Annotated in this window: 24 protein-coding genes and 1 pseudogene; 12 read left to right on the forward strand and 13 right to left on the reverse strand. The window is 34.9% G+C overall.

All coding sequences use genetic code 11. The features are described from left to right. Nucleotides 1–26 precede the first annotated feature (26 nt). Complete coding sequence (locus ACZ5QH_RS17840) at nucleotides 27–776, reverse strand: IclR family transcriptional regulator (protein WP_303577537.1); 750 nt, start codon at nucleotides 774–776, stop codon at nucleotides 27–29. Between the two features lie 12 nt (nucleotides 777–788). Continuing rightward, the gene (locus tag ACZ5QH_RS17845) at nucleotides 789–1,334 is read right to left on the reverse strand and encodes a VOC family protein (RefSeq protein ID WP_303577538.1); all 546 of its coding nucleotides are present in this window, start codon (nucleotides 1,332–1,334) and stop codon (nucleotides 789–791) included. 123 nt (nucleotides 1,335–1,457) lie between these two features. Between ACZ5QH_RS17845 and ACZ5QH_RS17850 the strand changes: the two genes are divergently transcribed. The 6 genes from ACZ5QH_RS17850 to ACZ5QH_RS17875 all read left to right on the forward strand — a co-directional run bounded on the left by ACZ5QH_RS17850 (nucleotide 1,458) and on the right by ACZ5QH_RS17875 (nucleotide 7,982). Beyond that, nucleotides 1,458–2,309, forward strand: a complete 852-nt coding sequence (locus tag ACZ5QH_RS17850; protein WP_303577539.1) for a fumarylacetoacetate hydrolase family protein — start codon at nucleotides 1,458–1,460, stop codon at nucleotides 2,307–2,309. 47 nt (nucleotides 2,310–2,356) lie between these two features. After that, the gene (locus ACZ5QH_RS17855; protein WP_004817311.1) at nucleotides 2,357–3,844 is read left to right on the forward strand and encodes a bifunctional 3-(3-hydroxy-phenyl)propionate/3-hydroxycinnamic acid hydroxylase; all 1,488 of its coding nucleotides are present in this window, start codon (nucleotides 2,357–2,359) and stop codon (nucleotides 3,842–3,844) included. Between the two features lie 55 nt (nucleotides 3,845–3,899). Beyond that, a complete protein-coding gene (locus ACZ5QH_RS17860; RefSeq protein WP_004817314.1) occupies nucleotides 3,900–5,294 on the forward strand; it encodes an MFS transporter in 1,395 nt (464 codons plus the stop codon). Nucleotide 5,295: 1 nt separating this feature from the next. Next, the gene (locus ACZ5QH_RS17865) at nucleotides 5,296–5,964 is read left to right on the forward strand and encodes a 3-oxoacid CoA-transferase subunit A (RefSeq protein ID WP_303577540.1); all 669 of its coding nucleotides are present in this window, start codon (nucleotides 5,296–5,298) and stop codon (nucleotides 5,962–5,964) included. 18 nt (nucleotides 5,965–5,982) lie between these two features. Beyond that, the gene (locus ACZ5QH_RS17870; RefSeq protein WP_303577541.1) at nucleotides 5,983–6,642 is read left to right on the forward strand and encodes a 3-oxoacid CoA-transferase subunit B; all 660 of its coding nucleotides are present in this window, start codon (nucleotides 5,983–5,985) and stop codon (nucleotides 6,640–6,642) included. Between the two features lie 116 nt (nucleotides 6,643–6,758). Then, nucleotides 6,759–7,982, forward strand: coding sequence for an OprD family outer membrane porin (locus tag ACZ5QH_RS17875; RefSeq protein ID WP_239045040.1), 1,224 nt, complete (start codon nucleotides 6,759–6,761; stop codon nucleotides 7,980–7,982). Between the two features lie 199 nt (nucleotides 7,983–8,181). Here ACZ5QH_RS17875 and ACZ5QH_RS17880 read toward each other — a convergent pair whose 3' ends face one another. Further along, nucleotides 8,182–8,763, reverse strand: coding sequence for a DUF4189 domain-containing protein (locus tag ACZ5QH_RS17880; RefSeq protein WP_303577542.1), 582 nt, complete (start codon nucleotides 8,761–8,763; stop codon nucleotides 8,182–8,184). A 447-nt stretch (nucleotides 8,764–9,210) separates the two neighbouring features. Between ACZ5QH_RS17880 and ACZ5QH_RS17885 the strand changes: the two genes are divergently transcribed. Both ACZ5QH_RS17885 and ACZ5QH_RS17890 read left to right on the forward strand, forming a co-directional pair. Continuing rightward, on the forward strand, nucleotides 9,211–9,681 hold the full coding sequence (locus ACZ5QH_RS17885) for a hypothetical protein (protein ID WP_303577543.1): 471 nt from the start codon (nucleotides 9,211–9,213) through the stop codon (nucleotides 9,679–9,681). Between the two features lie 269 nt (nucleotides 9,682–9,950). Then, nucleotides 9,951–10,397, forward strand: a complete 447-nt coding sequence (locus tag ACZ5QH_RS17890; RefSeq protein ID WP_303577544.1) for a GNAT family N-acetyltransferase — start codon at nucleotides 9,951–9,953, stop codon at nucleotides 10,395–10,397. 227 nt (nucleotides 10,398–10,624) lie between these two features. Here ACZ5QH_RS17890 and ACZ5QH_RS17895 read toward each other — a convergent pair whose 3' ends face one another. Further along, nucleotides 10,625–11,086 (reverse strand): hypothetical protein, encoded by a 462-nt coding sequence (locus ACZ5QH_RS17895; protein WP_105713440.1) that lies wholly within the window; start codon nucleotides 11,084–11,086, stop codon nucleotides 10,625–10,627. A gap of 164 nt (nucleotides 11,087–11,250) precedes the next feature. Beyond that, nucleotides 11,251–12,441 (reverse strand): Fic family protein, encoded by a 1,191-nt coding sequence (locus tag ACZ5QH_RS17900; protein ID WP_096734988.1) that lies wholly within the window; start codon nucleotides 12,439–12,441, stop codon nucleotides 11,251–11,253. Nucleotides 12,442–13,117: 676 nt separating this feature from the next. Here ACZ5QH_RS17900 and ACZ5QH_RS17905 point away from each other — a divergent pair. After that, nucleotides 13,118–14,005 (forward strand): LysR family transcriptional regulator, encoded by an 888-nt coding sequence (locus ACZ5QH_RS17905; protein ID WP_303577545.1) that lies wholly within the window; start codon nucleotides 13,118–13,120, stop codon nucleotides 14,003–14,005. A gap of 52 nt (nucleotides 14,006–14,057) precedes the next feature. Here the strand turns inward: ACZ5QH_RS17905 and ACZ5QH_RS17910 are convergent, their stop codons facing one another. From ACZ5QH_RS17910 to ACZ5QH_RS17940, 7 genes and pseudogenes are all read right to left on the reverse strand, one after another. After that, nucleotides 14,058–15,320, reverse strand: coding sequence for an OprD family outer membrane porin (locus ACZ5QH_RS17910; protein ID WP_303577546.1), 1,263 nt, complete (start codon nucleotides 15,318–15,320; stop codon nucleotides 14,058–14,060). Nucleotides 15,321–15,408: 88 nt separating this feature from the next. Then, nucleotides 15,409–16,755: an MFS transporter gene (locus tag ACZ5QH_RS17915; RefSeq protein ID WP_303577547.1), complete on the reverse strand. Its 1,347-nt coding sequence runs from the start codon at nucleotides 16,753–16,755 to the stop codon at nucleotides 15,409–15,411. Between the two features lie 63 nt (nucleotides 16,756–16,818). After that, nucleotides 16,819–17,802, reverse strand: a complete 984-nt coding sequence (locus tag ACZ5QH_RS17920; protein ID WP_034614059.1) for an amidohydrolase family protein — start codon at nucleotides 17,800–17,802, stop codon at nucleotides 16,819–16,821. 590 nt (nucleotides 17,803–18,392) lie between these two features. Then, nucleotides 18,393–18,740 carry an EF-hand domain-containing protein gene (locus ACZ5QH_RS17925; protein WP_303577548.1) on the reverse strand — a complete coding sequence of 116 codons (348 nt, stop codon included), beginning with the start codon at nucleotides 18,738–18,740 and terminating at the stop codon, nucleotides 18,393–18,395. Nucleotides 18,741–18,988: 248 nt separating this feature from the next. Next, nucleotides 18,989–19,540, reverse strand: coding sequence for a hypothetical protein (locus tag ACZ5QH_RS17930; protein ID WP_303577549.1), 552 nt, complete (start codon nucleotides 19,538–19,540; stop codon nucleotides 18,989–18,991). Between the two features lie 372 nt (nucleotides 19,541–19,912). Then, nucleotides 19,913–20,371 carry an SEL1-like repeat protein gene (locus ACZ5QH_RS17935; protein ID WP_303577550.1) on the reverse strand — a complete coding sequence of 153 codons (459 nt, stop codon included), beginning with the start codon at nucleotides 20,369–20,371 and terminating at the stop codon, nucleotides 19,913–19,915. Nucleotides 20,372–20,544: 173 nt separating this feature from the next. Then, nucleotides 20,545–20,745 (reverse strand): annotated as a pseudogene (locus ACZ5QH_RS17940) (hypothetical protein); the annotation flags it as partial. Between the two features lie 196 nt (nucleotides 20,746–20,941). Here ACZ5QH_RS17940 and ACZ5QH_RS17945 point away from each other — a divergent pair. Next, entirely contained in the window at nucleotides 20,942–21,292 is a 351-nt protein-coding gene (locus ACZ5QH_RS17945; protein WP_303577551.1) for a DUF4124 domain-containing protein, read from the forward strand. Nucleotides 21,293–21,546: 254 nt separating this feature from the next. Here ACZ5QH_RS17945 and ACZ5QH_RS17950 read toward each other — a convergent pair whose 3' ends face one another. Continuing rightward, nucleotides 21,547–21,960, reverse strand: a complete 414-nt coding sequence (locus ACZ5QH_RS17950; RefSeq protein WP_303577552.1) for a DNA breaking-rejoining protein — start codon at nucleotides 21,958–21,960, stop codon at nucleotides 21,547–21,549. A 185-nt stretch (nucleotides 21,961–22,145) separates the two neighbouring features. Here ACZ5QH_RS17950 and ACZ5QH_RS17955 point away from each other — a divergent pair, with 185 nt between their 5' ends. Beyond that, nucleotides 22,146–22,295 (forward strand): DUF4113 domain-containing protein, encoded by a 150-nt coding sequence (locus ACZ5QH_RS17955; protein ID WP_303577553.1) that lies wholly within the window; start codon nucleotides 22,146–22,148, stop codon nucleotides 22,293–22,295. Between the two features lie 600 nt (nucleotides 22,296–22,895). Next, nucleotides 22,896–23,750: a hypothetical protein gene (locus tag ACZ5QH_RS17960; RefSeq protein ID WP_303577554.1), complete on the forward strand. Its 855-nt coding sequence runs from the start codon at nucleotides 22,896–22,898 to the stop codon at nucleotides 23,748–23,750. Nucleotides 23,751–24,204 lie beyond the last annotated feature (454 nt).

Raw genomic sequence — 24,204 nt, forward strand, 5'->3', positions numbered from 1 at the left:
TAATCAAAGAATTATCATAATCCCACTCATGACTCAGCGTTTTTAAACTCACTTTCGATGTGTTTCGCTGCTTTTGTTAACATCTCCACAATCGTTTCGACTTGAATCAAATTAAAGCGTTTTACTGACCCCACTATACTCAAAGCAAGTGGAAATGCCTTACTGGAATAAATAATTGGGACAGCAATTGCACCTAGGTGAGTTTCCAACTCCCCTTTAGAGACGTAATAACCTTGTTTTTTTGTTTGATTCAATTTGTCTAAAAATTCAGTTTCAGTCAGAGCAAATTCACTGGCAATATAATGGTCCTGAAAGTTTCGGAAAATCGATTTCTGAACTTTCGTGGTCGTATTTGCCAAAATAATTTTAGGCGCTGCCCCTGCGTATGCAGGTCGTGGGCGACCACGCCCATAGGACAATAGTGACGATTCCTTATAGCCTTCATGATGAATATCAATGCAATAATCCTCATAAAATTGTGTCAAACAACAATTAAATTCTGTTTGTTCAACTATATCCAGCATAAAAGGAATACTTAACCGTAGTATGGGATTAGATTGTTGTGAAATATAATCCATCACGGAAATTCGAGGTCCAAAGGTATATTGCCCACCATGCAAACGCTGTAAAATTCCGTGTGAAACTAAATCTTTAATATAACGATAACCTGTGGGTTTGGAAAAATTGAGTTTTTCACAAATAATGTCTGCATCCAAAACAGGCTCCTCTATCGAAAATAAAGTCAAAATATTTAACATGTTATTGGATGTGGACATAGACAGCTCAACTTAATTCATCGCCATGAGTTCACGCATTCTACCCTCCCATTCAGCTCTTTGGCAAAAACCTGGAAGTTTTTTGGCATGATTCTCAACTTCAGCCATCAAATCATCTTTAGTTTTGTTTAAATCCAATGGAATTTTCATTGGTTGTGACACATACCATGGCGTATCGATAAATAATTCTAGACGATTCCCTTCAGGATCAGGTGCATAAAACGAAATTGCATTGCCATGCGTAATTGGATCTAAGTGTGAAATCTGTAACTCTACAAACTTCACATAGAATTCTTGCAAAGTTTCCAAACTGTCTGCTTCTAAAGAAATCTGATTAATTGGATTGAAGATTTGCGCTTCAGGGCGACCTGTTGCTAACACAATTTGATGGTGTGTTTTCGGATCTCTGCTGAGAAAGACCAATTGCACATCCCCTCTCGGCGTATTTAAACGTCCGCGATCAGTCACAAAAAAACCAAGAATTTCAGTATAGAACTGTTCCATTTTAGCAATGTCGTTGACATAGATACCAATATGGCTGAATTTAAGTCCTTTCATATTTTTCTCAATATTTGATAAAAGTATTGACATAAAATATATTGTTTGCCAGTATTATGTCAATTGTTATTAATTATTGATAATAATTTTAAAAACAATATGTATTTATCAAGGAAGATTTCTATGAAATTATTAAGTTTCAGCATTCAAGGTCAACAATTATTTGGTTTGGTTAAAGACCAGTCTGTGATTAATTTAAAAAAGCATTTAGCAAATAAATATGCAGATTTAAAAAGCTTGTTGGCTGAAGGCAATTTTATTGAAATCGTCAAATCTGCTGAAAATGCAGCAGCAGACTATGCTTTAGCAGATATTCAGTTTGAAGCTGTGATTCCAAACCCTGAACAAATTTTTTGTATCGGTTTGAACTATACAGACCATGTACAAGAAACTCAGCAAGAAGTGACTGAAAAGCCGATGATTTTCTTTAGACTTGCACCATCACAAGTTGGTCATAATCAACCTCTACTTCGTCCTGTTGAAGCTGAACAATTTGACTATGAGGGTGAAATTGCCATTGTGATTGGTAAAGGTGGTCGTCGTATTGCCAAAGAAAATGCATGGGATCATATCGCAGGTTACTCTTGTTATAACGATGCTTCTGTGCGTGATTGGCAGCGTCATACAGCGCAATGGGGACCGGGCAAGAACTTCTTCCAAACAGGTAGCTTTGGTCCTTGGTTAGTCACTAAAGATGAAATCAAACCCAATGAAATCATGACTTTGACTACCCGCGTCAATGGGCAAGAATTACAACATGCGCAAACTACTCAATTGATTCACGATATTCCTTCATTGATTAACTATATTTCTACATTTACACCGCTTAACGCAGGTGATGTCATTGTCAGCGGCACTCCAGGCGGTATTGGTTTAAAACGTACTCCTCCCATCTTGCTTCAAGAAGGTGATGTGGTTGAAATAGAAGTCGATAAAATTGGCATCCTCAAAAACATCGTAAAAAATGATGGCTAATTGGAAGTGGGGCAAATAAAGCCTCTTTCACTCAGGAGGAGTAAAAAATGGAATTAAAACAATATTATGACGTTGCCATTGTGGGTTATGGACCTACAGGTGTCACCCTTGCCAACTTATTGGTTAAACAAGGTTTAAAAGTCCTCGTGCTTGAACGCGAAGCGCAGATATTACAACTACCTCGTGCGGTTCGCTTTGATGCCGAATGTATGAGAATCTTTCAAAGCATTGGTATTTCAGAGAAATTGCAACAAGAGCTGGCACCCGGACCAGGGATGAAATTTGTCGATGCTGAGGGGAATTTACTGATTACTTGGGAACGCCCAACACAAAAAGGTATGCATCAATGGAGTTCAGCATATCGTATTCATCAACCTGATTTAGAAGCTACATTACGTGAGCATGTAGAACAAAATCCTCTACTCACTGTAAAAATACGCCATGAAGTATTTAAAATTGATGAACAAGCCAAAGACTGCACTTTGTTTTTTGAAAATTTAGCCAATGGTATTTTATATCAAGCAACGGCTAAATTCGTCGTAGGCTGTGATGGCACTCGTTCTTTGATTCGCCGTTTGATTGGTACAACTTTTGAAGACTTAAATCTGCACAGTCGTTGGCTGGTGGTCGATTTTATTGCCAAGAATAATACCAATGATTTGGGTGATTACAGTATTCAATACTGTAACCCTCAACGTCCAATGAGCTATATCAAAGGCTTAGGCCAACGACTACGTTGGGAAATCATGGTGATGCCTGAAGATGATGTAAATACACTCACTCAGCCGGAAACCATTTGGAAATTATTAGCAGATTATATACAGCCTGAAAATGCCGAAATTGAGCGCGCTACAGTCTATACCTTCCACGCTTTGCTGGCAAAACAATGGTGCAAAAATCGTTTGATCATTGCTGGTGATGCTGCACACCAAACACCACCATTTATGGGACAAGGTATGGCTGCAGGTATCCGTGATGCTTCAAATTTAGCTTGGAAACTCAATGAATTGGTACGAGAGGATCAATCTTTTGAACTGGTTCAAAGTTACCATACTGAACGTATGTCTCATGTCAAAGAATTCATTCAAGGTGCTGTTAATTTTGGAAAAATTATCCAAAATTATTGTGCAAATCATGAGTATCAACAACAAGTTTCTCAACTCAAGAACTTCATTACCCCAACACCAAGACTGGGTGCAGGGTTTATTCAAAATACAGATGAGATCAATGGTCAAATTGCTCCACAGTTTATTTTGGACAATCAAATATTGAGTGATGATGCTATTGGCTATCAATTCAGTCTATTTGTCCTACCTGAATATCAGGCTCAAATTGAAGAGCTTGAACTAAATAGCATTCAACGACTGAGTATTATCTATGCGAAGCAAGCAGAAATTTTGGATTGGCTCAATCACAATCAAGCGCATGCCATCTTAGTTCGCCCAGACCGTTATATTTTCGGTAAAGCCTCTTCACAACAAAGTATCGAACAATTAATTAAGGCAACACATTTATACGACGTGATTACGCAGTAAAAACCCTAGGTGATTTTCGGTCACCTATCCATACAGTGTTCAAAGGAAGAAAACTATGGATTCTCAAAAAATTGAAATTCAGGCAACTGATTTGCCAGAACAAAATAAAAAATTGGAAGACACCATACAGAAAGTACGACGTAAGCTTCTATATTTTCTATTAATACTCTTCATTTTCTCATTTTTAGATCGGATCAATATCGGTTTTGTGGGTAAACAACTCAGTGCAGATTTAGGATTAACCGCACTTAGTTTTGGTCTAGCCAATACCATTTTCTATATCTTTTATATTTGCTTTGGTATTCCAAGCAACATGATGTTAAAAAAATTTGGGACGAAACTTTGGATCGGTAGCATCATCATCGTTTGGGGAATTGCTTCGAGCTGTACTGCTTTTGCCACTGATGAAAAGTCACTCTATATCATTCGTGCTATTGTTGGGATTGCTGAAGCTGGCTTTATGCCAGGTATGTTGTTGTATTTAACCCAATGGTTCCCAGCCTCACATCGCTCGCGCGCCAATGCCATCTTTATGTTGGCTATGCCGTTTACTGCCATGTTTGGTGCAGTGGTCACAGGTTATATTTTAAATTTACACAATTGGTATGGCTTTACAGGTTGGCAATGGGTGTTTTTACTTGAAGGATTACCTTGTGTCTTTCTTGGACTCTTGGTCTATGCCAAATTACCAAACACGCCTAAAGATGCCAAATGGTTAAATGAAGAAGAAAAGCAAGTTCTCATTCAGGCGCTTAAAGATGAAGAACTGCAAGGTACTCAATTACACAGTCAAAGCAACCCTACTGTTCATGCTGAAACTCTGCTTCACGCTTCAAATAAAACGTCTACTTGGGCATTTCTAAACAGCTCAGTGGTACGCTGTGCTGTCGTGTATTTCTGTATTGTGACAACCTGCGGAATGGTCAATATTTGGGTACCACAAATTGTTTCTGCATCACTACCGAATTTAAATTCAGTCACCCACGGAATCATTGTCGCGATTCCACATTTAGTCACCATCATTGCCTTGTTTTTACTGTGTTATCACTCGGATAAAACACAAGAAAGATATTGGCATACTTTTTTCCCAATGCTCTTTGGTTTTATCGGTTGGCTCATGGCTGCCTATTTACAAACACCTATCCTGCAAATTATCGGCTTATGTTTAGCATGTATGGCAGGGTTCAGCACCATGGGGATTTTCTGGGCATTTGCCGATGAAAGCTTATCCACTGATCACAAAGCCATCGGTATTGCGTTTATTAATGCCTTTGGTAATTCAGCAACCATTGTCAGCTCATTCTTAATTGGCTTTCTCAAAGATCTGACCCATTCATTTGCAACAGGCATGGTTTATGGCAGTGTTTTGATGCTCATAGGTGCGATCATCATGCTGACATTCACCCAAAAAAGAATGCCACAAAAGTTCGTGATCAAAGGACAGGTTTAATATGAACAAAATTCATCATTCAGCTTATGAACTACTTCGATCTATTCCTAATAGAGCAACTATTCTCATTGGCGGGTTTGGGGCTGCGGGACAACCTACGCAACTGATTGATGCTTTAATCGAAAGCGATACTCAGGACTTAACGATTGTCAGTAACAATGCGGGAAATGGTGACTATGGTTTGGCGAAGCTGCTTAAAACAGGTCGAGTCAAGAAAATGGTCTGCTCTTTCCCTCGTCAATCTGATTCGTGGGTCTTTGATGAATTGTACCATGCAGGAAAAATCGAACTGGAACTTGTTCCACAAGGCAATCTGGCTTGTCGCATTCAAGCGGCAGGTATGGGCTTAGGTGCAGTATTTACTCCAACAGGTTTCGGCACTCTGCTCACGGAGGGTAAGGAAACTCGTCATATCAATGGAAAAGACTATGTACTTGAATTACCAATTAAAGCTGATTTTGCCTTAATCAAAGCACACAAAGCTGATCGTTGGGGAAATTTGATTTACAACAAATCTGCCCGTAATTTTGGCCCAATCATGGCAATGGCGGCGACCACCACCATTGCTCAAGTTTCAGAAATAGTTGAATTGGGTGAACTTGATCCTGAACATATCATCACTCCAGGTATCTTTGTACAACACGTTGTTCAAGTACAGCCAGCCCCATAAGCGATAAGGAGAAATAATATGAGCTACCAGAAACTCAGTCGTGACCAAATTGCAAAACGTGTGGCACAGGATATTCCAGAGGGCGCCTATGTCAACTTAGGGATTGGTTTACCAACCAAGGTTGCCAGTTATTTGCCTGCAGATAAAGATGTCTTCCTTCATTCTGAAAATGGCTTACTTGCGTTTGGCCCACCGCCTACGCCTGATATGGAAGATCCTGAACTGATCAATGCGGGTAAAGAATTGGTGACCATGCTGGATGGTGGCAGTTATTTTCACCACGGCGACTCATTTGCCATGATGCGTGGAGGTCATCTCGATATATGTGTACTGGGTGCATTTCAAATTGCAGAAAATGGTGATTTAGCAAACTGGCATACAGGTACGGCAGATACAATTCCAGCAGTGGGAGGAGCAATGGATTTAGTTGTAAGTGCCAAGAAAGTATTTATCACCACAGAACACACCACAAAAAAAGGGGAAGCAAAAATTGTCAAACAACTAAGTTATCCATTAACAGGGAAAAACTGTGTAGACCGTATTTACACTGACCTTTGTGTTATTGAAGTAACTGCTGATGGGTTAAAAGTGATTGAAATGGTGAATGGACTTTCTTTTGAGACATTACAGTCTTTAACTGATGCACCATTAACCAATATGACTGCAATCACTGCATAAATAGAATGATTTTCTTAATAATCGATATCAAAAAACAGATGTGATAAACCAATGGCTGTCTGAAAGCGGAATTTCAGCTGCCGAACTCAAAACTAAAATATTTTCAGGAAGAAAACATGAAACTTAAAACAATCCTTTTGGGTATATTGGCTTCTTATTGCCTAAATTCAGCAACTCATGCAGATTTTATTAAAGATACAACCGCCAATCTTTATTTAAAAAATTTCTATTTCGATCGTAATTTTGACGATGCTCATAGTAAAGATTTAAACAACTGGTCACAAGCCGCAACCTTCAACCTCAATTCTGGTTATACCGATACACCAGTACAACTCGGTTTGGATCTATCTGCACGCTATGCTTATCGTTTAAGTTCAGCTAAAAATATTGTAGATAACATCATGCCTTATGACGCTGTTAAACAACAACAAGCACAAGATCAACTAAAACTCGGTGCAACAGCAAAATTTAAATATGGCAAAACTGAACTCAAAATCGGTGAAGTTATGCCAAAATTACCTATTGTCCATACCGATGCGGTAATGCAACTCCCTACCACATTTCTTGGTGGTATTTTAGAATCAACGGATTTAGCCAATAGTAAAATCACTGTTGGACGTTTAAACAAAGTCAGTGGTCGTAATACAGAAGATTATTTTAAATTTCATCTGGTCAATGGAAAAAATAAAGCTCAAGCAGATGCTTTAGATTTTGCAGGAATTGATTATGATTTTAACAAGCAACAAGTTCGTTATTTTTATGCAAAATTAGAAGACATTTATGATCAACATTTTTTAAGTTATGAACTTAGACATGATTTCAATAAAAAAACCCATTTAAAATCAAATTTCTATATTTTTGATACCAAGGAATCTGGGAATGCATTGGAAGGAAATATTGATAATCAAGTCTATGCCACTATTCACATGCTAAACCATGGGAATCACACCTTTGGACTGGGTTATAAATATGTTACAGGTGACAATGCCTTTCCTCTTTTAGCAAATTGGGTTCCACAAGTATATTCTGCTAACTGGTCGGTGGGCACTTTTATGCAACAGGATGAACGGTCTTTGCAAATTCGCTATGATTATGACTTTAAGGACACACCATTAAATGGCTTAAAAAGTATCATTCGTTATTATAATGGTGATCATATTAAAACAGCCACAGGTAATAATGGTACTGAAAAAGAGTTTGATCTGATTTTAAATTATGATTTCCAACAGCAAAAGTTTAAAGGTTTGGGTATCTCATGGTTATATGCAGATTATAAAAATTCTGTGTCAAAAGATTATATTGAGAACCGTATTGCACTTTATTACAATCATACCTTTTAAAACCTGAATACTTCATTTTTAAAAACCACCTATAAGCAACTACTAGAATATAATCGAGTAGTTGCTCTTAGTAGTCTTTGTGATAAAGATGAAAATTCAACTTACGGAAAAAGCTTAAGTGCTTTGTTTTAAAAAATCAAAAGACATGTAAGGTTTCCCGTGAACAGATTGACCCTACAGATGAACAGGTAATGAATGCTTATGGAAGATTAAGCCTACGGCAATCTTCATAAATAATTTTGCATTGAGCCTCTGGGAAGCCATCATAACGACACGCCTCTAAAACTTTCTTCCGTCCTAAAGCTTTTCTACTTCCTGGGACTAACATTGGAACAACATCGCTTACTTCACCCGCCGTTGTTCGTGCTTTATACAATCTATTTGTTCCTTCAGCTTGCCCTATAGTCGCGCAATGATTGTCATCATAAGTAAACCAAATTCTGCAATCAGTCCCACCTTTTTTTTCACAAGCTTGTAATGCTTTCTCTTCTAACTTTCCACGAAAAATTTTTGCAGTAGCAACACCGATTACACCATTTGTACCCGAAGCGACATAACCTTCTGTGCTTGGAGTCCGGTAGCTTGGAGCTGAATATCCCCCACTGCTTCCATAATTCGGAATAGGCGCACAGCCTTGTACACCTTGACCACCAACAGGATAATAGCCCGGAGGACAATTCCCCTCAGCATGCGCAACACCTGACATCGTTAAAGAAAATAGAGTAAGAGAAATTAACGATATAAAAAATTGTATGATCTGCGGTCTATTGTATTTAGCCATAATTGTTTCATCCATGCCGTAAATTATTTTGTGAAATATCTATCATTTATAAGTTAACTTTTAGTTGTTCTAAATCTTAGAATAATTCATCACTAAACTCAAATTTTGAATTGGCATTACTTATTTTTATTCTGATGTTCGTGCTCACCACAACTTGATATTTATGAAATATTTCCAATTAAATCAATATATTGATTAACAAACCCAACATAATAAAGTTTATCCAAAACAGTTCTCAATACGAGGATCTCGCCTTTTAAAAAGATCAGCAATGGACTATGAGTAGAGGAAAATTGACACCCAACTATTTCAGTGGGGATGGGCTTTTGACTATCAATAATTATGCGATATAATCGTGTGAAATATATACCAAATAATAAATTATGATGAATTAATATCTCGCTCTGCTCTGTACGTATAACATTGATTATTTCAGGAGTCTTTTCCATGCCTTTATTCAAATATAGTTGTATCACCCTCATGGTGCTTAGTATCAGCGCTTGCGCCACCTTGGCCACCAAACCCAATGAAGTCGAAGTGGCTGCACAAAAACTAGTCGGGCAACCAGCCAGTAATGCATTTAAAATATTTGGCAAACCTGATCATGGTCTAGGTCCATCGTCGTATGGTAGTGGTGGCTTCTATGGGTGGAATCGAGTGCAGACTCATGTAACACCAGAAAAAGTTTTCGTGCAGACAGGTGTTGAGTATATTGGCCAAAAGACGACCATGGTTGGAATCGGTGGCGGCGGCGTGGTTGGCCAAATGCCAGTTGGTAGCGAACCAGTATATCGGAAGACTGGATATACAGAAAATCGGACTGTTATCGATTACTTTTGCAATATCACCCTGTACACCGATAAAACGAACATCATCACCGATGCCATAGTGATCGGTTGCGATAAAAAGAAGAAATAGAGTAGCTTAAACCTATAAGTTCAAATGAGCTTATATCTGATTTAGGCTCACTTGAGCACTTTATTCTTCGTATGATTCAAAGCCCTAGACTCATTGTGCTTAGCAATAGTATCAATACCTCAAAGTAAAATATCTTTACTCTGCCCTGATTCTAATTTTTGCGGTAAGGCTATTATTAGGCGATTGATCTATAAAGAAACTATCTAGAATTTCTTATCACGACCATAATTCTAAATTGGTCTATATATTTTGCTATAGTGAATAGCGTAATGACTGATATAAATGAACATATACTTATTCGCCTAGCGACTGAAACTGACACTAAAGACTTAATCGCTATTGACAGTGTTGCCTCACACGATCCGCAGCGAATATTGCAAATCCACAATTGGTGTATGCAGGGTGTCTGCTTTCTTGTTGAAAAAAATGGAAAAGTAATGGGCTACGGCGTTCTAAATTACCATTTTTTCGGATGCGGTTTTATTGAGATGCTGATGGTCGGAGAACCTTATCGTCGCTGTGGTACGGGACGAGCATTACTGAATGTATTAAAGGCTAACTGCCAACATCCGAAGCTTTTTACCACAACTAATCGATCTAATTTGGCAATGCAGCAATTATTACTAAATTCTGGATTTATCGCGAGCGGGCACATAGAAAATCTTGATGATGGTGATCCAGAGTTAGTTTATTTTTATTCTAACCCTTTAATATAATTACGTTTTAACTTAATGTTTTTTAGGAGATACGGATGATTCGTAAATACTATGATAAAAACTTAAATCAAAGATAACGAAAGATTATAGAATTGCTTATCACGATTTCAACCTGTAGCGAAGTTGAATTTTTAATGTGCTAAAAAAGTACCTTGAGGTACTTCTTTATAAAAATAAGTAATTAAAAAAACTCGTTCAACACCTATCACACTTAAAGATATTTATCATCACTCCCCTACAGGGATTGAATATTTAAGTTGATTATTTTTCTGTTCTAAAGGCATCTGATTTTGCTTAATCATTTTCTGTTGATAATCGCGCTCTGAAATTACCCCTCTATTGCGTGCCTTTTGCAATGATTTTAACTGCTGTTCATTTTCATGTGCATTCAAAGCATAAGTATCGTTATTTTTCAGAAGATATTGAGATCTTTCAAATGGACTCATATTAGAAGTATTTGCCCGACTTTCATACATTTTTGCGACATTTACCTCACGTTGAGCGATACGATCTTGCTCTTGTTGCTTTGACAACTCAAAAAAATCAACATGTTCACTATTGTTATTCCCATATTGAGGTTCTTCATTTTGTAAAAATACATAGGATTGAGGTTTTTTCGACCAATCTTCAGCACTATACACAGAACCAGCAATTACAGGACTGATCAGCAACATTAATATTTTTTTCATCAAGTATACTCAACTCAAAATAGTGAAAGTCATCGCTACGTATCATACCTTATTTGTAATGTGCGTGATTTTCAAATTGTACTTGTAGATGTCCATGATAGATATTTAGGCATGAAAAAGCGCTGAAATTGTTGATACAAAAAATTAAAGGATTCACTTATTAATCAATTTCCCATAACGATCAATCCATCCTGCTCAGATAAAAATTTTAATTCAACAAGCTTATCAATATCTCTATAAAATGTTCTTTCGGTTTTTCTATCATATAAAATCTGGATTTGTGGAATACGATAAAGTTCTGCTTTTGACAAAAATTTATTACTTTCACTCATCACTCGCATTACATTATGAATAAGATTGAATTGTCTATCTGAAATTTCCTTCCTAAATTTAGCGTTATTTAAAGCTGTTTGGTAAAGCAAATATCCGATTAATTTATTACTTTCATCATGAAGATATTCAATTGTTTCAAACATACCATTCAATATAAATTCAATAAATGGTTGATTAGGGTTATCTTCCTTTTTATCAGCTAGTTTTCTACACTGATTGAATAAAGCAAAATATTCATGGATATTCGTTTGATAATACTTCCAAATAGCAGATGAACTAAACCGATATCCTGACTGCTCAAGAATAAACATTTCAATCAGACGCCCAGTACGTCCATTACCATCCCAAAATGGGTGAATTAGCTCAAAATAATAATGTGCTAGCCCTGCTCTAATTATCGCTGGTTGATTAATTACGTTTGGACTATTTAACCATTCTATCCACGCCTGAATAAGATATTCAATATCCTCTATGCACTTGGGTGGTCGATAGGTTCCCCCATGAGAATCATTACCAACTATTGTTTTTTGAGTTGGCTGGTTATTTCGTAACTGCCCTGCTGGATTATGTTGCTCTTCTAAATTCTGAGATACTAGTGTATGTAATTGAAACATCGTAGAAAGTTCAAAAGGCTTACCTTCTACAGGCTTTAACTGTTTAGAACTGGATTTTTTTATCCATTCAATAGATTCTTTTAAATTTGTCAGTCTTCGCTCTTCTGACTTTTGAATAGTCTTAGGGTCCTGTTTTAATATGTTTGCAGTTTCTTGTTCTGTAAATTGCCCTCCCTCAATAGTATTGGTACTGTAAATACTGCTTGCTAATACCTTATCCTGCACTTGGTCAATAATTAAGGGTAAACTTGGGGTTTTGTTAAAGCGCTTTTGTGAATCATTGACACGATTGAGCATCGCTTGGACTTGAGTATGTTCAAAACCCAATTGAAAAGTAAAAAAGCCTGATTTATATGTCATGACTTTTAACGTCGTTTCATCTATCCATGTTTTACTTTGTTCAGGCATATTTTGTCAGAAAAAATGTCAAAGAAAATGTCAAATCATTATTATTGTATTTCAGTTATTTAGTCAATTTTTTAATAAAAAATATCAAAAAAATGTCAAAGAAAGTGTCAGAAAAAATGTCAAAAAGAAGCATTTTAACTAAAACATATAAATATCATAAACTTAGTCATATTGAGAAATTATCTAAAATACATCGTACTTATTACACCGTTTTTAATGTGTTGAAACTGGTCACGCAGTATTTATCTAACCTTCTTGCTAATTTATTGAATGTTATTTGTGCGCACTCCTCTTTTTTTTGCTTTACAGGCTGAGTATTTAATGAAAAATACTTACCATACTGCTCAATACAGAAGTTCTTTGATTTAGTTTTAAAAGAATCATATTTTTCTATGGCATATTTAGCCATAACACTTTTTATTCAATTTTATTTACAGTTTTTAAATTAAACTTATATTTTTCAAAATATTAATTTTCCTCATACTCATTCTAACTACTGTTATAATGACCACTGCAAGTCAAATCGTTATTTTTAAATTTTAATGAAAATGTGATTTTTGAAAAAAATGAAAAAGTTAACAACACTTCAAATTTAATTTTAAAAAGCATCAATTATATTTTGGACAGACGTGTGCTATGCAAAAATTAAATTGATTTATGCTACGGAAAGCAAATTATGCAAGATGAAATTAGTGATTTAGATTTTTTTATAACATTAGCCTCATCAAAATCAATGACGCGTGCTTCGATTGAAATGGATATTCCCCTGCCGACAGTAAGTAGAAAGTTAGCAAAACTTGAATATTTTTATGGTAAGAGGATTATGAATAGATCTGCTAGACAATTTGATTTAACAGAGGCTGGTAAATTATTACTAGATCGTAGTATTTACATATCATCTTTAATGAAACAGGTTCATGACGAAGTTTCTCAAAATGTGAATTCTTTTGCAGGTAAATTACGTATTGGTAGCTTAAATTATCTTGGGCGTAGTAAGTTAGGTGATTTAATAGCAAAATTCAGCGTACCGCATCCAAATCTAGAAATCGAACTCATTCTTTCTGACTCGAAAATGGATCTTGTGGAAAATGAACTCGATATCCTTTTTCAACTCGAACAACCCAATAATGTAATCTACAACTCAGAGGTTTTACTCGATACTAGACGTATATTCTGTGCTTCCCCCAAATATTTTAATAAATTTGGCTATCCTACACATCCCTTAGACTTACTCAATCATCGTTGCATTTGCCTAATAAGAAATCGTCACATATATCAAGATTGGAAATACAGCATAAATGACGAAATATTTGAAGTCCATGTACACCCTTATTTAAAGAGTAATAATGCTGAAGTTACGCACCAATGGATGATTCAAGGATTTGGTATCGGATATCGTTTATATCACGAGGTCAAACAAGAGTTAGAAGATGGTATATTAATTGAGTGTTTTAAAGACAATCATTCATCTGAATTATCGCTTTACATGGTGTATTCAAAATTAAAAAAGAGAGAGGTCGTCAAAGATTTTATTAACTTTATCAAAGACAATATTAATTATTGAATTTTGGAATGTTATAAGTGAACCACAGATAACATTCCATTTATTTTATGCTTTAAAATTGCCACGTGTAATCAATATTGACCCTTGTTTCATTGGCAGGCCTGAATACGATTCTCTCATTAGGTAAATCATTACGATAACGCGTATAACGAGCACGGATACCAACACCCTTGAGCATTCCACGAGGTATACGATAATTTAGATCAAAATCATAAGAATCTTCTTCAAATAACTCACCCTTTAACCGAGGAATTTCGATATCAGTTCCTTGACTATATCTCGCCATAAATTTTAAACCATCTAAAGCAGTATCTTTAAAATCATAGTCATATCGAACACTGATAACTTTTTCATTTTGATTGGTGAAATCAGCACTTATACTATCCATAAATAATGCGGGTTCCGCATGCCCCAATGTTGGCATTGCGGTGTCGCCTAAAGAGTGCATATATCCTAAACTCAATGTATGATTATGAATATTTAAACCGACAATCCCACTTAAATGCTGATTGTCTATTTTCCCTGCTAATTCTTTTCCAGCATCTTCACTGAGAAACGCTCTAAAATCTCCAAGAACATGACCGATTCCGACATCATGTTTGGTTTTGATACCAATAAAATTTTGATAATATACATCATGCAAATTTGCGTGATATAGATCTGCTTTAACGCCTTCACTAAATTGATATTCAGCACCAAGCATATATAAGCCTGAAGACTCAGCAGCTGTTTTAAATCGGCCATTGATATTTCCTATACGAATTTTTTCATAGTTCGTTGAGTCCCTATGATTGACTCGATCGACATATAACCCATGAAGCTTAAGATCTTTTATTTCATTAAACTGCAAGTGTACACCGCGGTAATTCTGTTGGAATAACCGTGCAGGACTTGAAAAAATTACTGGAAACATCGGCGAAAGTGTCCCGATATGAACTGTCGAATCACTTACTTTGGTTTTCAGGGTCCAACGCAACTCTCCTGTTTGATCAGGACGCTCATTGTTTCTATCCACAGGCAATAAACCTGAAGCAGCATAATCTTTATTATTTCCCATAAGATTAAAACCTGCTAAAGCAAGAACATCCAAGCCAAAGCTTACATTTCCGCCGGTATATCCAGATTTAGCATTGAGGATAAAACCTTGAGCCCAATCTCTTGCTGCAGGATATGGAACATTATTTATGTAATCTCTATCAAAGTAATAATTTTTTGTCGTTAACGAGATTTTACGATCTTTGATAAATTCAGCATTTGTAATTGTGGGAAGCGTAGTCGTGAAGCCGACTAATCCAAGAAAAAATATATTCTTCATGATATGTACCTATTTTTACTTTAATCTTTAAGGTGTAAAAATCCTGACTACCTGAAAATCATTGAGGTAGTCGTTATTGTTTTTTTATTTAAACTTTTGAAGTTTGAGGAATTGTCACGTTAGACGTTGAATAACGCCCTTTCAAATAAAGCGCTAGTGCCGAAATTAAAATAGGCACTGCAAGTACGAAGAAAATACCACTCATACCGAGATTAAATGTGAAAATATAAGCGCCGAAAAATGCCCCGAAAATAGCACCAAAACGGCCTAATCCGTGCATCCATGAAACACCAACTCCACGGTATTCTGCAGGATAAAATATCGCAGCTAAAGATGGCAATGAGGATTGTGCGCCAACCAAACCAGCGCCTGCTAAGAAAATAAACAATGCGAGTAAATAAATATTTTGGGTAAGAAATCCTGTTATGACGAATAATACGGCTGATATAAAATATGCAAAAGTGATGGTTTTATTCACGTCATATTTACTCATAAACCAACCAATGAGGATTGTTCCTGCAACACCACCAAATGGGAAAACTGCTGTGACTAAACTAAACTGTTCTGGTGTAAATCCTGATTCCTTAAGAAGCGAGGGCATCCAACTTGTAAGTACATAAAATACCAATAAACTCATAAAGCAGCAGAGCCACATCATTGCAGAGGGTAGAATAAACTTGCCGACGACAAGACCAACGGGATTGGTATTTTTTTCACTTAAATCAGCATCTATGCTTTTAACAGGAACTAATTGTGCATCGATAAATTTACCCTGTATATTTTTTACAATTTCTAATGCTTCGACTTGTCCTTGTTTTTTAATCAAAAAATGTAGCGATTCTTTTAAAAGAAAAATCGATACAACGGCAACCACTACAGGAATAGCCCCGCCTATATAGAGCACCATTTTCCAGCCATGATTCGATAACAGACCTGCTGATAAAACACCACCAATCGTAATACCAAGCGGTAACGCACAAAATAATAAATTCACCATCCATGCACGGCGATGTGCTGGCATATATTCAGATACGAGTGTTGCGGCATTTGGCATTGCAGCACCAAGTCCTAATCCCGTTAGGAATCGATATATCACCATTTCAGTCGTGTTATTTGAAGTACCTGTCAGGATTGTTAAAACACCAAAAATAAATGCAGAACCGATAATGACCCATTTTCGTCCAATCTTATCGGCTAATATTCCTGCAAATATTGCTCCAATCGCCATGCCTATTAAGGCAACACTCATTACTGGGCGTAGATCATTTTTAGTGATCCCCCAATCATCTAACAATGCAGGAGCGATAAACCCGACTACCCCCGTATCAATCCCATCTGCTAGAATCACCAAAAAACAAAGTATAAATATTATCCACTGCTGCAGAGATAATTTTCTAGTATCAACGGCTTGCTGTATATCTAGTATTATTTTCATCATAAAATCCTTTTACTGCATTAAAAATGCCAATAACAATCGTTGTTATTGGCTTGAGCTACTTTAAATGCTTAACTTGAATAATTTGTGTGCATTATGACGACCTATTTTTTCTCGATCATTCTCACCAATTTCGGCATGATCAAACCAATGTGTCGCTTCTTCCATATCTTCAAATGGATAATCACTTGAGAATAAAACGCGATCCGATCCAATTTCATCAATTGCATTTTTCATGGTAATTGTGCGGAAGTTACCACTTGTTGTTAAATAAAAATTCTTACGGAAATAATCAATAAATGGTTTTTCTGCTTTTACACCGAGTGGATTTCGGCCATTCGCTGAAGCCCAATGCGATGTACGCCAAATATTATTTTGAATTAACTCGCCTAGGTGTCCTAAAATAATATTAATATTAGGGTATTTATCAAATAAACCTGAACCAATTAAACGTAGCGCATGTACACCTGTTTCAACTGAGAATGACCATGCAGGACCCATTAACCAAGGATGATCTCTGATACCCAATTGCTGACTTAAAAGTGGGTTACGCGGGTGTAAATAGAATGGTACATCGAGTTTAGCAACCTCAGCCCAAAAATCTAAATATTCCTCAGCATCATAATATTTTGCTGTTTCATCGTTATTTAAATTTGAGAAACCGTTTACTAGAGCACCCGCAAAACCAAGCTCTGTTATGCAGCGATTGAGTTCTTTTGTTGCTGCTTCTGGTTCTTGTAATGGTAATGCAGCAAAAGCCCCGAAGCGATCAGGATGTTTAGCGATTAATTCCGCTAAGGTGTCGTTTGCAATTTTTGCAACTTCAACAGCTCTTTTCGGATCTGCAATCGCTTGAATCGCAGGCGCATTTAAAGAAATGATTGAGTATTCAATACCCGTTTCATCCATACGGCGTAAACGTTCACCAGTTATATCGAGTAATTGGCTCCGCTTAGTTCTCCAAACATCTGGTACAAAGAATCGTTCCGAATCACCAAGTGTCTCTTGAATTGCAAAATGTTCTTCTAAAGCAATCTTCCCTTTCATTTACCACTCCATAACTTATTAAAGGTATAGACGTAGCTTAGGTGGATTAAAAAAATACGAGAACATTAATTATGGAAACTTAACTTTCATTTTATGAAAGTTAAATTAGCTTTGATCGACTTGGACATTGCTAGCAAATATTAATTAAACGATATGTAAAATAGATAAGTGATTTTCAAATAATGCCTGTCTATGTCCATGATAGATGTTCAGGCATTAAAAAAGCCCTGAAACTGTTAAATTTCAAGGCTTTATTAAGTTTCATGATACATCGTACAACTAAGTGATAGATCATGATTTACAAATTTGGTGGAGATGGCGGGAGTTTAATTAAAGCCTTAACTCATTATATATATTAAATATTTATTGTCTAGGATATGTATTGTGTAACTTATGTGTAACACACCGCTTTGATAGTTAATGATTTTTTGTGACAGTTTAAAACTTATTCTGAGTTAGGTTTCCGATTTCCGAATTGAACTCAGATCCTCTTTCTTAATTTTACCATCATTTCCTCACTATTAAATCAAAACATTATAAAAACAAAACGTCGTATTCTGACGCACTTTAGGATATATATTTTGAATCACTTACCAAAATTTCCACCAAGCTTTATGTGGCCAATTAACGCAAGGGTCAGGAAATAAACCGTAAATTTTGACAAACTCATCTTCTACAAGTTTTCCATCTTGATTTTCATCTAGATATTTAAATAATTTAATGTTTTTATCTTTGCCTTGAAACCGTCTATCATCTGGCCAAGAATATGGTTCAAAATCTTTAACCTTTAGAAATTCATTAAGTTCAAAAGTACCATTTTTATTTGAATCATAGATTTTATAAAATTTCTCCCAGTCTAATGAAGTCGATTCACAGGCATGACTGAAACTTGAAACTACGCTACAACTGAGAATCAAAATACAGATTATTTTTTTCATTTGTTTTATCCCATCTTTAATTAGCTTTGATTATATAGACAAATTGATTTAGGAAAAATCATTTAAAGAAAGCTATTTAGCAACTGTATCAATGATCCAAAGCGTGATTTCTTTGCCCCGCCCTGACTCTAATTTTAAGAGTTTAGGGCAAGGTGTGATTCGGTTGGTGATGTGATAAATTATCTATAATTTCACATAAGGTATATTAGCTTAACTTTAAAAAACTATTAAATAAAATATTACCCCTCTCAGGTTTTAATATTTTTTGTATTATCAACAACATTAAACCCATATTCATTAAATAAATTAATAACATATTCTTTTGAATTTAAAACCAAAGAATTAAAGAACAAAAAATTTGCTCCATAATCACAGTTGGAATGTTCTTGAATAAAGACTATATCAGTATCTTTAATTAATTCATTTAATGTAAATATAGGAACAAAAAGCAGTTCCTTATTATATCTTAGTCTAAGAATGTTACTTCTATTAGCATGATTAAAATCTAAAATTTTCTTTTGTAACTCCTTGTTAGGATTCATGATAACAGTTGTAAACTGACTAAAATATTCACCATACTTAAATTTAAATTGAGCATTAACTATTTCATTAGGTATATCAAAAAAAGCTTCTTTTCCACAGTGAATTTTCCCCTTTTTCATTTCTATATCAGTATAAAAATAAGTTTTGTCAATACTCCTCTCTCCTTTATCATCTTCAAAATATAATCTATAAGCATTAAAAGGAGATAATTCTCCATTTATGTAAATGCCTTCATCTATGATAATAGCTTTAATCAAAACGATCCCCTCTTAGATTGAACAATACCTACTGATATACCGTTTATAAACATATAAGTGAGGACAATCATGGTGAGCTTCTCCAGGCAAATGACTATGTCCATCTGGGTGGTCTTCTATCCAGTTATTTTACCACTCACAGCCATAACCCAAATGTGTTGCTCCAGCAGATTTCAATCTATTATAGCATTTACCTTGACTAGTTCTATTTAGACTAGAATCTGTAACAGATCTATGATATCGCTCTTTTCTCGAAAGTTGAGCCAAAGTCTGTGCGATAGCATATGCTTGAAAATTTATCTAATATTTCGTATAAGCTGTATTATGGTAATTTTAGTGAATCTTACAAATTATCATACTTAACTAAAAAAATTATTCATCAGTATATCCAAAAATAAAATCCCATTTTTTTGCTTTTTCTGCAATTAATTCATATTCTTGAGAACTCTCTAAATCTTTTTCCACTCCATCAATTCCAAACTTTAACGCAGCGGACAGTACATATAACGCATGCTGCTCTCCTAAATCAGCAGCTTTATAATAAAGAGCGTAAGCCTTTGAATAATTACCATCGTTAAAATAAATTTCTGCTAAAGTTGAAATTGCTGGTGGAAATTCTAATTTTGCAGCAGCTTCTATCAATTTTTTTGATCGCCTTTTTCTAGAATGACTATCACTACTATTTAATAAAATACCAAATAGTAGCAAAGCTTCAGCATCACCAATATTGATCAATGGTTTAATGATTTTTTTTAGCCGACGAAAATTAGTATTATGATCACCATTATAATGATCACGAAATTCTTTCAAAATACCTTCTCTTTTATTCACTAAATAACCTCAATTGCTATGCGGCGTTCTTTTGTCACCTTTTGGCGTAATACACTTACAAGTTCTGTCGCATTAATGCGAGCTTTATCTACTACTGAACTTTATAAATATAATACACAAATACTTAGATAAATTGCTTCATTTAACATAATGGCCGTTATGCTAATTAGCCCTCACTCAGAGGGCCACGACTCTATTAATCTTTCTGCATCAGCTGCGTGTCCATCAGCTTTTTCTGCCATTGTTCGATATTCAGTGATACAGTCTTGGAGTATGTCATTGTTGGTATTGGTGTACTCAATGATGGTTTCTTTGGTAGCCCTGGACAAGCGACTGCTTGCAATTTTGAGTTGCTTTGACAAGCTGTCAGCGCTGAGTTTTGTGCTAGATCCTATCGGAATATAAATTGTTCATTGCTTATAAATTTGGTTCAATAAAAAACCCACTCGGGTGAGTGGTTTTATAAGTAGTAAAGTTATTAAATTTAATGCTCTAATCTTAGAGGAGCTATAGACTTGCAATAATATTTAAATTATTTTTACTTTAGATAATTATTAAATTGAGGTGCGCATGAGTGTATTACAGAAAACTTTAAAGATTAGTTTTATACTTTTTTCACTTTATAGCACAACGCTTTATGCCAAAAACATTTATAAATGGATAGATGATAAAGGGAATGTAAAATACTCTCGTAAAGTACCACCAAATGGTCAAGAAGTAGGAAGGGTTGATGACATAAATAAAATTGTTGCCTATAGAGCCAGACCTAATACGACTATGCCAACAAAAGAAGCAATGGAAAAAGCAAGGGAGTTAAAATTAGCCAAACTAGATCAAAAAAGTACTCCTGACACAATAAATCCAATTAAGACTCCTGATAGTACTTGTCTGCAAATAGATGGGCAAAAGAAATGTAATTAATACGATGTTAAAAAAGCCACTTTAATTGTGAAAAGTGAGTGTGTTTGGTTGACAAATCTTTGTTATAGCAATAAATCTTAGTTGACAGATTTTAATTTTAGCAATAAAGCCCCCTAAAGGGCTTTCTAAAACAAATTTCGTTCTTTCGCACGACAATTCACTAAACCTTGCCCTTAACTTTATTCCAAACATTAAACTGAGCAGCAGCACCCAGAACATCACTTGCATTCAGAATTTAAAGTAATGAGTACTATTTAATTTTCTACACTCACATTAAGTTTGTAGTTCACATTTTTATTTTGGCGAGCTGTATTGCGCATTTGGTAAATTTGAATTAAATAATTACCAGATTGAGGAAGTGAAAATTGACCTGTTGTACCTGTGATAGATCCAATAACCAATGCCTCAGCTGTACCAGGTCTATCACCCGGAGCATAGATATTAATTTGAGCTAAATTTTTATTACTAGTTAGCTTGTAATCTAAAGTCTGCCCTGCTTGTGCGCGTATACTGTACTGCACATCATCTGATCCTTTAAACGAACCAGAAATAGTTGTACCAACTGAACCTTTTGCAAATTGAATCGGTTTTACAGGAGTTGCGTATGCTTCTAAAGTACCCAAAGACATAGTTACAGCCATTAAACACGGCAACATAATTTTTTTCATGTCAAATTAGACCTTAATTTATTTAGTTTATAATAATTATATACTCATGTTTTTTTAGGTCAATTATTCACAAACATAATTGAGTTAAGAAGTGTGAAGTGTTCTGTTCTTAACTGATTTAGAAATCAAATCATATTCCCGACCTGCTTTCAGATCATGAAACAAGAACATTAAATGAAAATTTGATGCAGGCTTATGAGGAAATTCAAACAAAGTTTGGCAAAGCTAAGATTTCTGTTGGCCCGTGTTACTTTAAAGATCGTAAGTGGTCTATGAGTAGGGATATGTTGTCTAAGAATTATTTTGCAAAGAATGTGATGATTAAAGTTAAGTGATTTTAAGTTGAGATGGGTTGTTGAAAGTAGGTGATTAATTCTTTATAAAAAATGATTTTATATATTCGATACGCAAGTTTTATTGTTGTTTTTACTAAAATGCCATTTATTAATTCAAAAATTCCAAATAAACCAATAAAAACATTATTACGCTTAATAAGCTCAAAATAACCATATTATAAATACCCATTATCATCTCAAATACATTTAATATACAAAAACAATACTATCAATATCTTTCAAATGATATTAACTTTTTCTCAACCATAAGCATGAATAATTTGCATATAAACTCGTCTTAATTATGTAATTATATTATTTAATAGTTTAAAACATATTTAAATACACTCTGACTCTTGCTTTGTGGTTAATTTTTATACCGAAATTATTTCTAGAATAAAGCCCTTACTTAAGACCTTCACTATTAGCTTCATTCAAAGCTCAACATCATTCACATAAGTCGAAGAGCTTATTTTTAAAAGTAATAATATTTTGAGTATAATTTTTATGGCCTTAGCACTGTGAAGTTAAAATATAGAATAAAAAATATACAACAAATAAAAAATCATATAATATTTTAAAAAAAAGGAAATTTTAAAAATGAAAAAAACTCTAACTCTCTCATTGGTAATGTTTACTTCACCTTGCTTTGCTGAAGAGGTAACTCTATACAATGAAAATGGTGTGTCGCTTAGCTATAGTTATGAAAAAATAGGGACTATAAAGGATCAAGATTGCCCAGATCTCTTATTTGATGAATATCAAGTTTCTGCGAAAGTTCAGAATTCAAATAATAAAGCGATAAAATTAGATGATAAAAGTTGGTTTGTTCACCGTATTGCATTCAAAAGCTATATATGCAATAAATTAGGGCAATTAACCTCAGGAGTAAGTAATTATTTCCCTGGTATATTTTTGGATCACCGTCGTTATTTCACACAAACGCCAAACACTGGCTTTGGGGCTGTTCACTCTTATTTTTTAGACCCTAAGGATGTAGATACATCTTTACCTACAGTCATTAGAGTACCTAATGGAGAGCCACTAGCTAAACCTGAATGGTATTTCCCAGAATGGATTTTTTTTGATGTACCCAATCAAAATGTTGCCACTACAAATAAAACTATTTCACAACCAACTAATATTACAGAGAGTTATGAAAAGCTTATTGTGGGGAAATGGGGTTCAAAATTAGAGGATAGTTTACATGAGTTTATTGTAGATGGTACTGGATTTAAAAGCTCATTGGAACCTAGCTACATACCTCGTTCTGCTTTTAAATGGTCAATCTCAAATAATGTATTGACTCTTGTATTTCCACCAGATAGATTTTCTAAAAGTGACTTCATCGTAAAGTATAAAATCTTAAAAATTGATAAAAATAAATTAGCTATCTTGTTTGAGGCGAATGGGGCGCCACCTGACAAACGTGAATATTTTCGTGTAAATGATTAGTTGCGTTTGTTTTTGATTTATTGTGTTTTATAAGGAATTAGATATTGCTATCACAACAAGTTATGTATTTAATAGTTTAAAACACATTTAAATACACTCCATTTTTTGCTTTTTGGGTAGTTTTTTATTCCAAAATTATTCCTGAGAATAAAGCCCTATTTAAGAACCTTATTCTTCGCAAAATTCAAAGTACTACACTCATTATATTTAGCAACAGTATCAATGACCCAATGTGTGATTTCTTTACCCAGCCCTGATTCCACTTTTAGGAGTTTAGGGCAAGAAATAACTCGATCATTGATACCTTAAGTTATTTAAAGTTTCGCATAATGTGTATTGTGGAAATTTTAGGGAAATTAAAGAATCATGAGATATCCTACTTTAATTTATATAATATTTTGAAACATCAAAAAACACAAATAAGATCAGAGCTCTGATCTTATTTGTGTTTTTT

The organism is Acinetobacter sp. Ac8 (assembly GCF_055392545.1).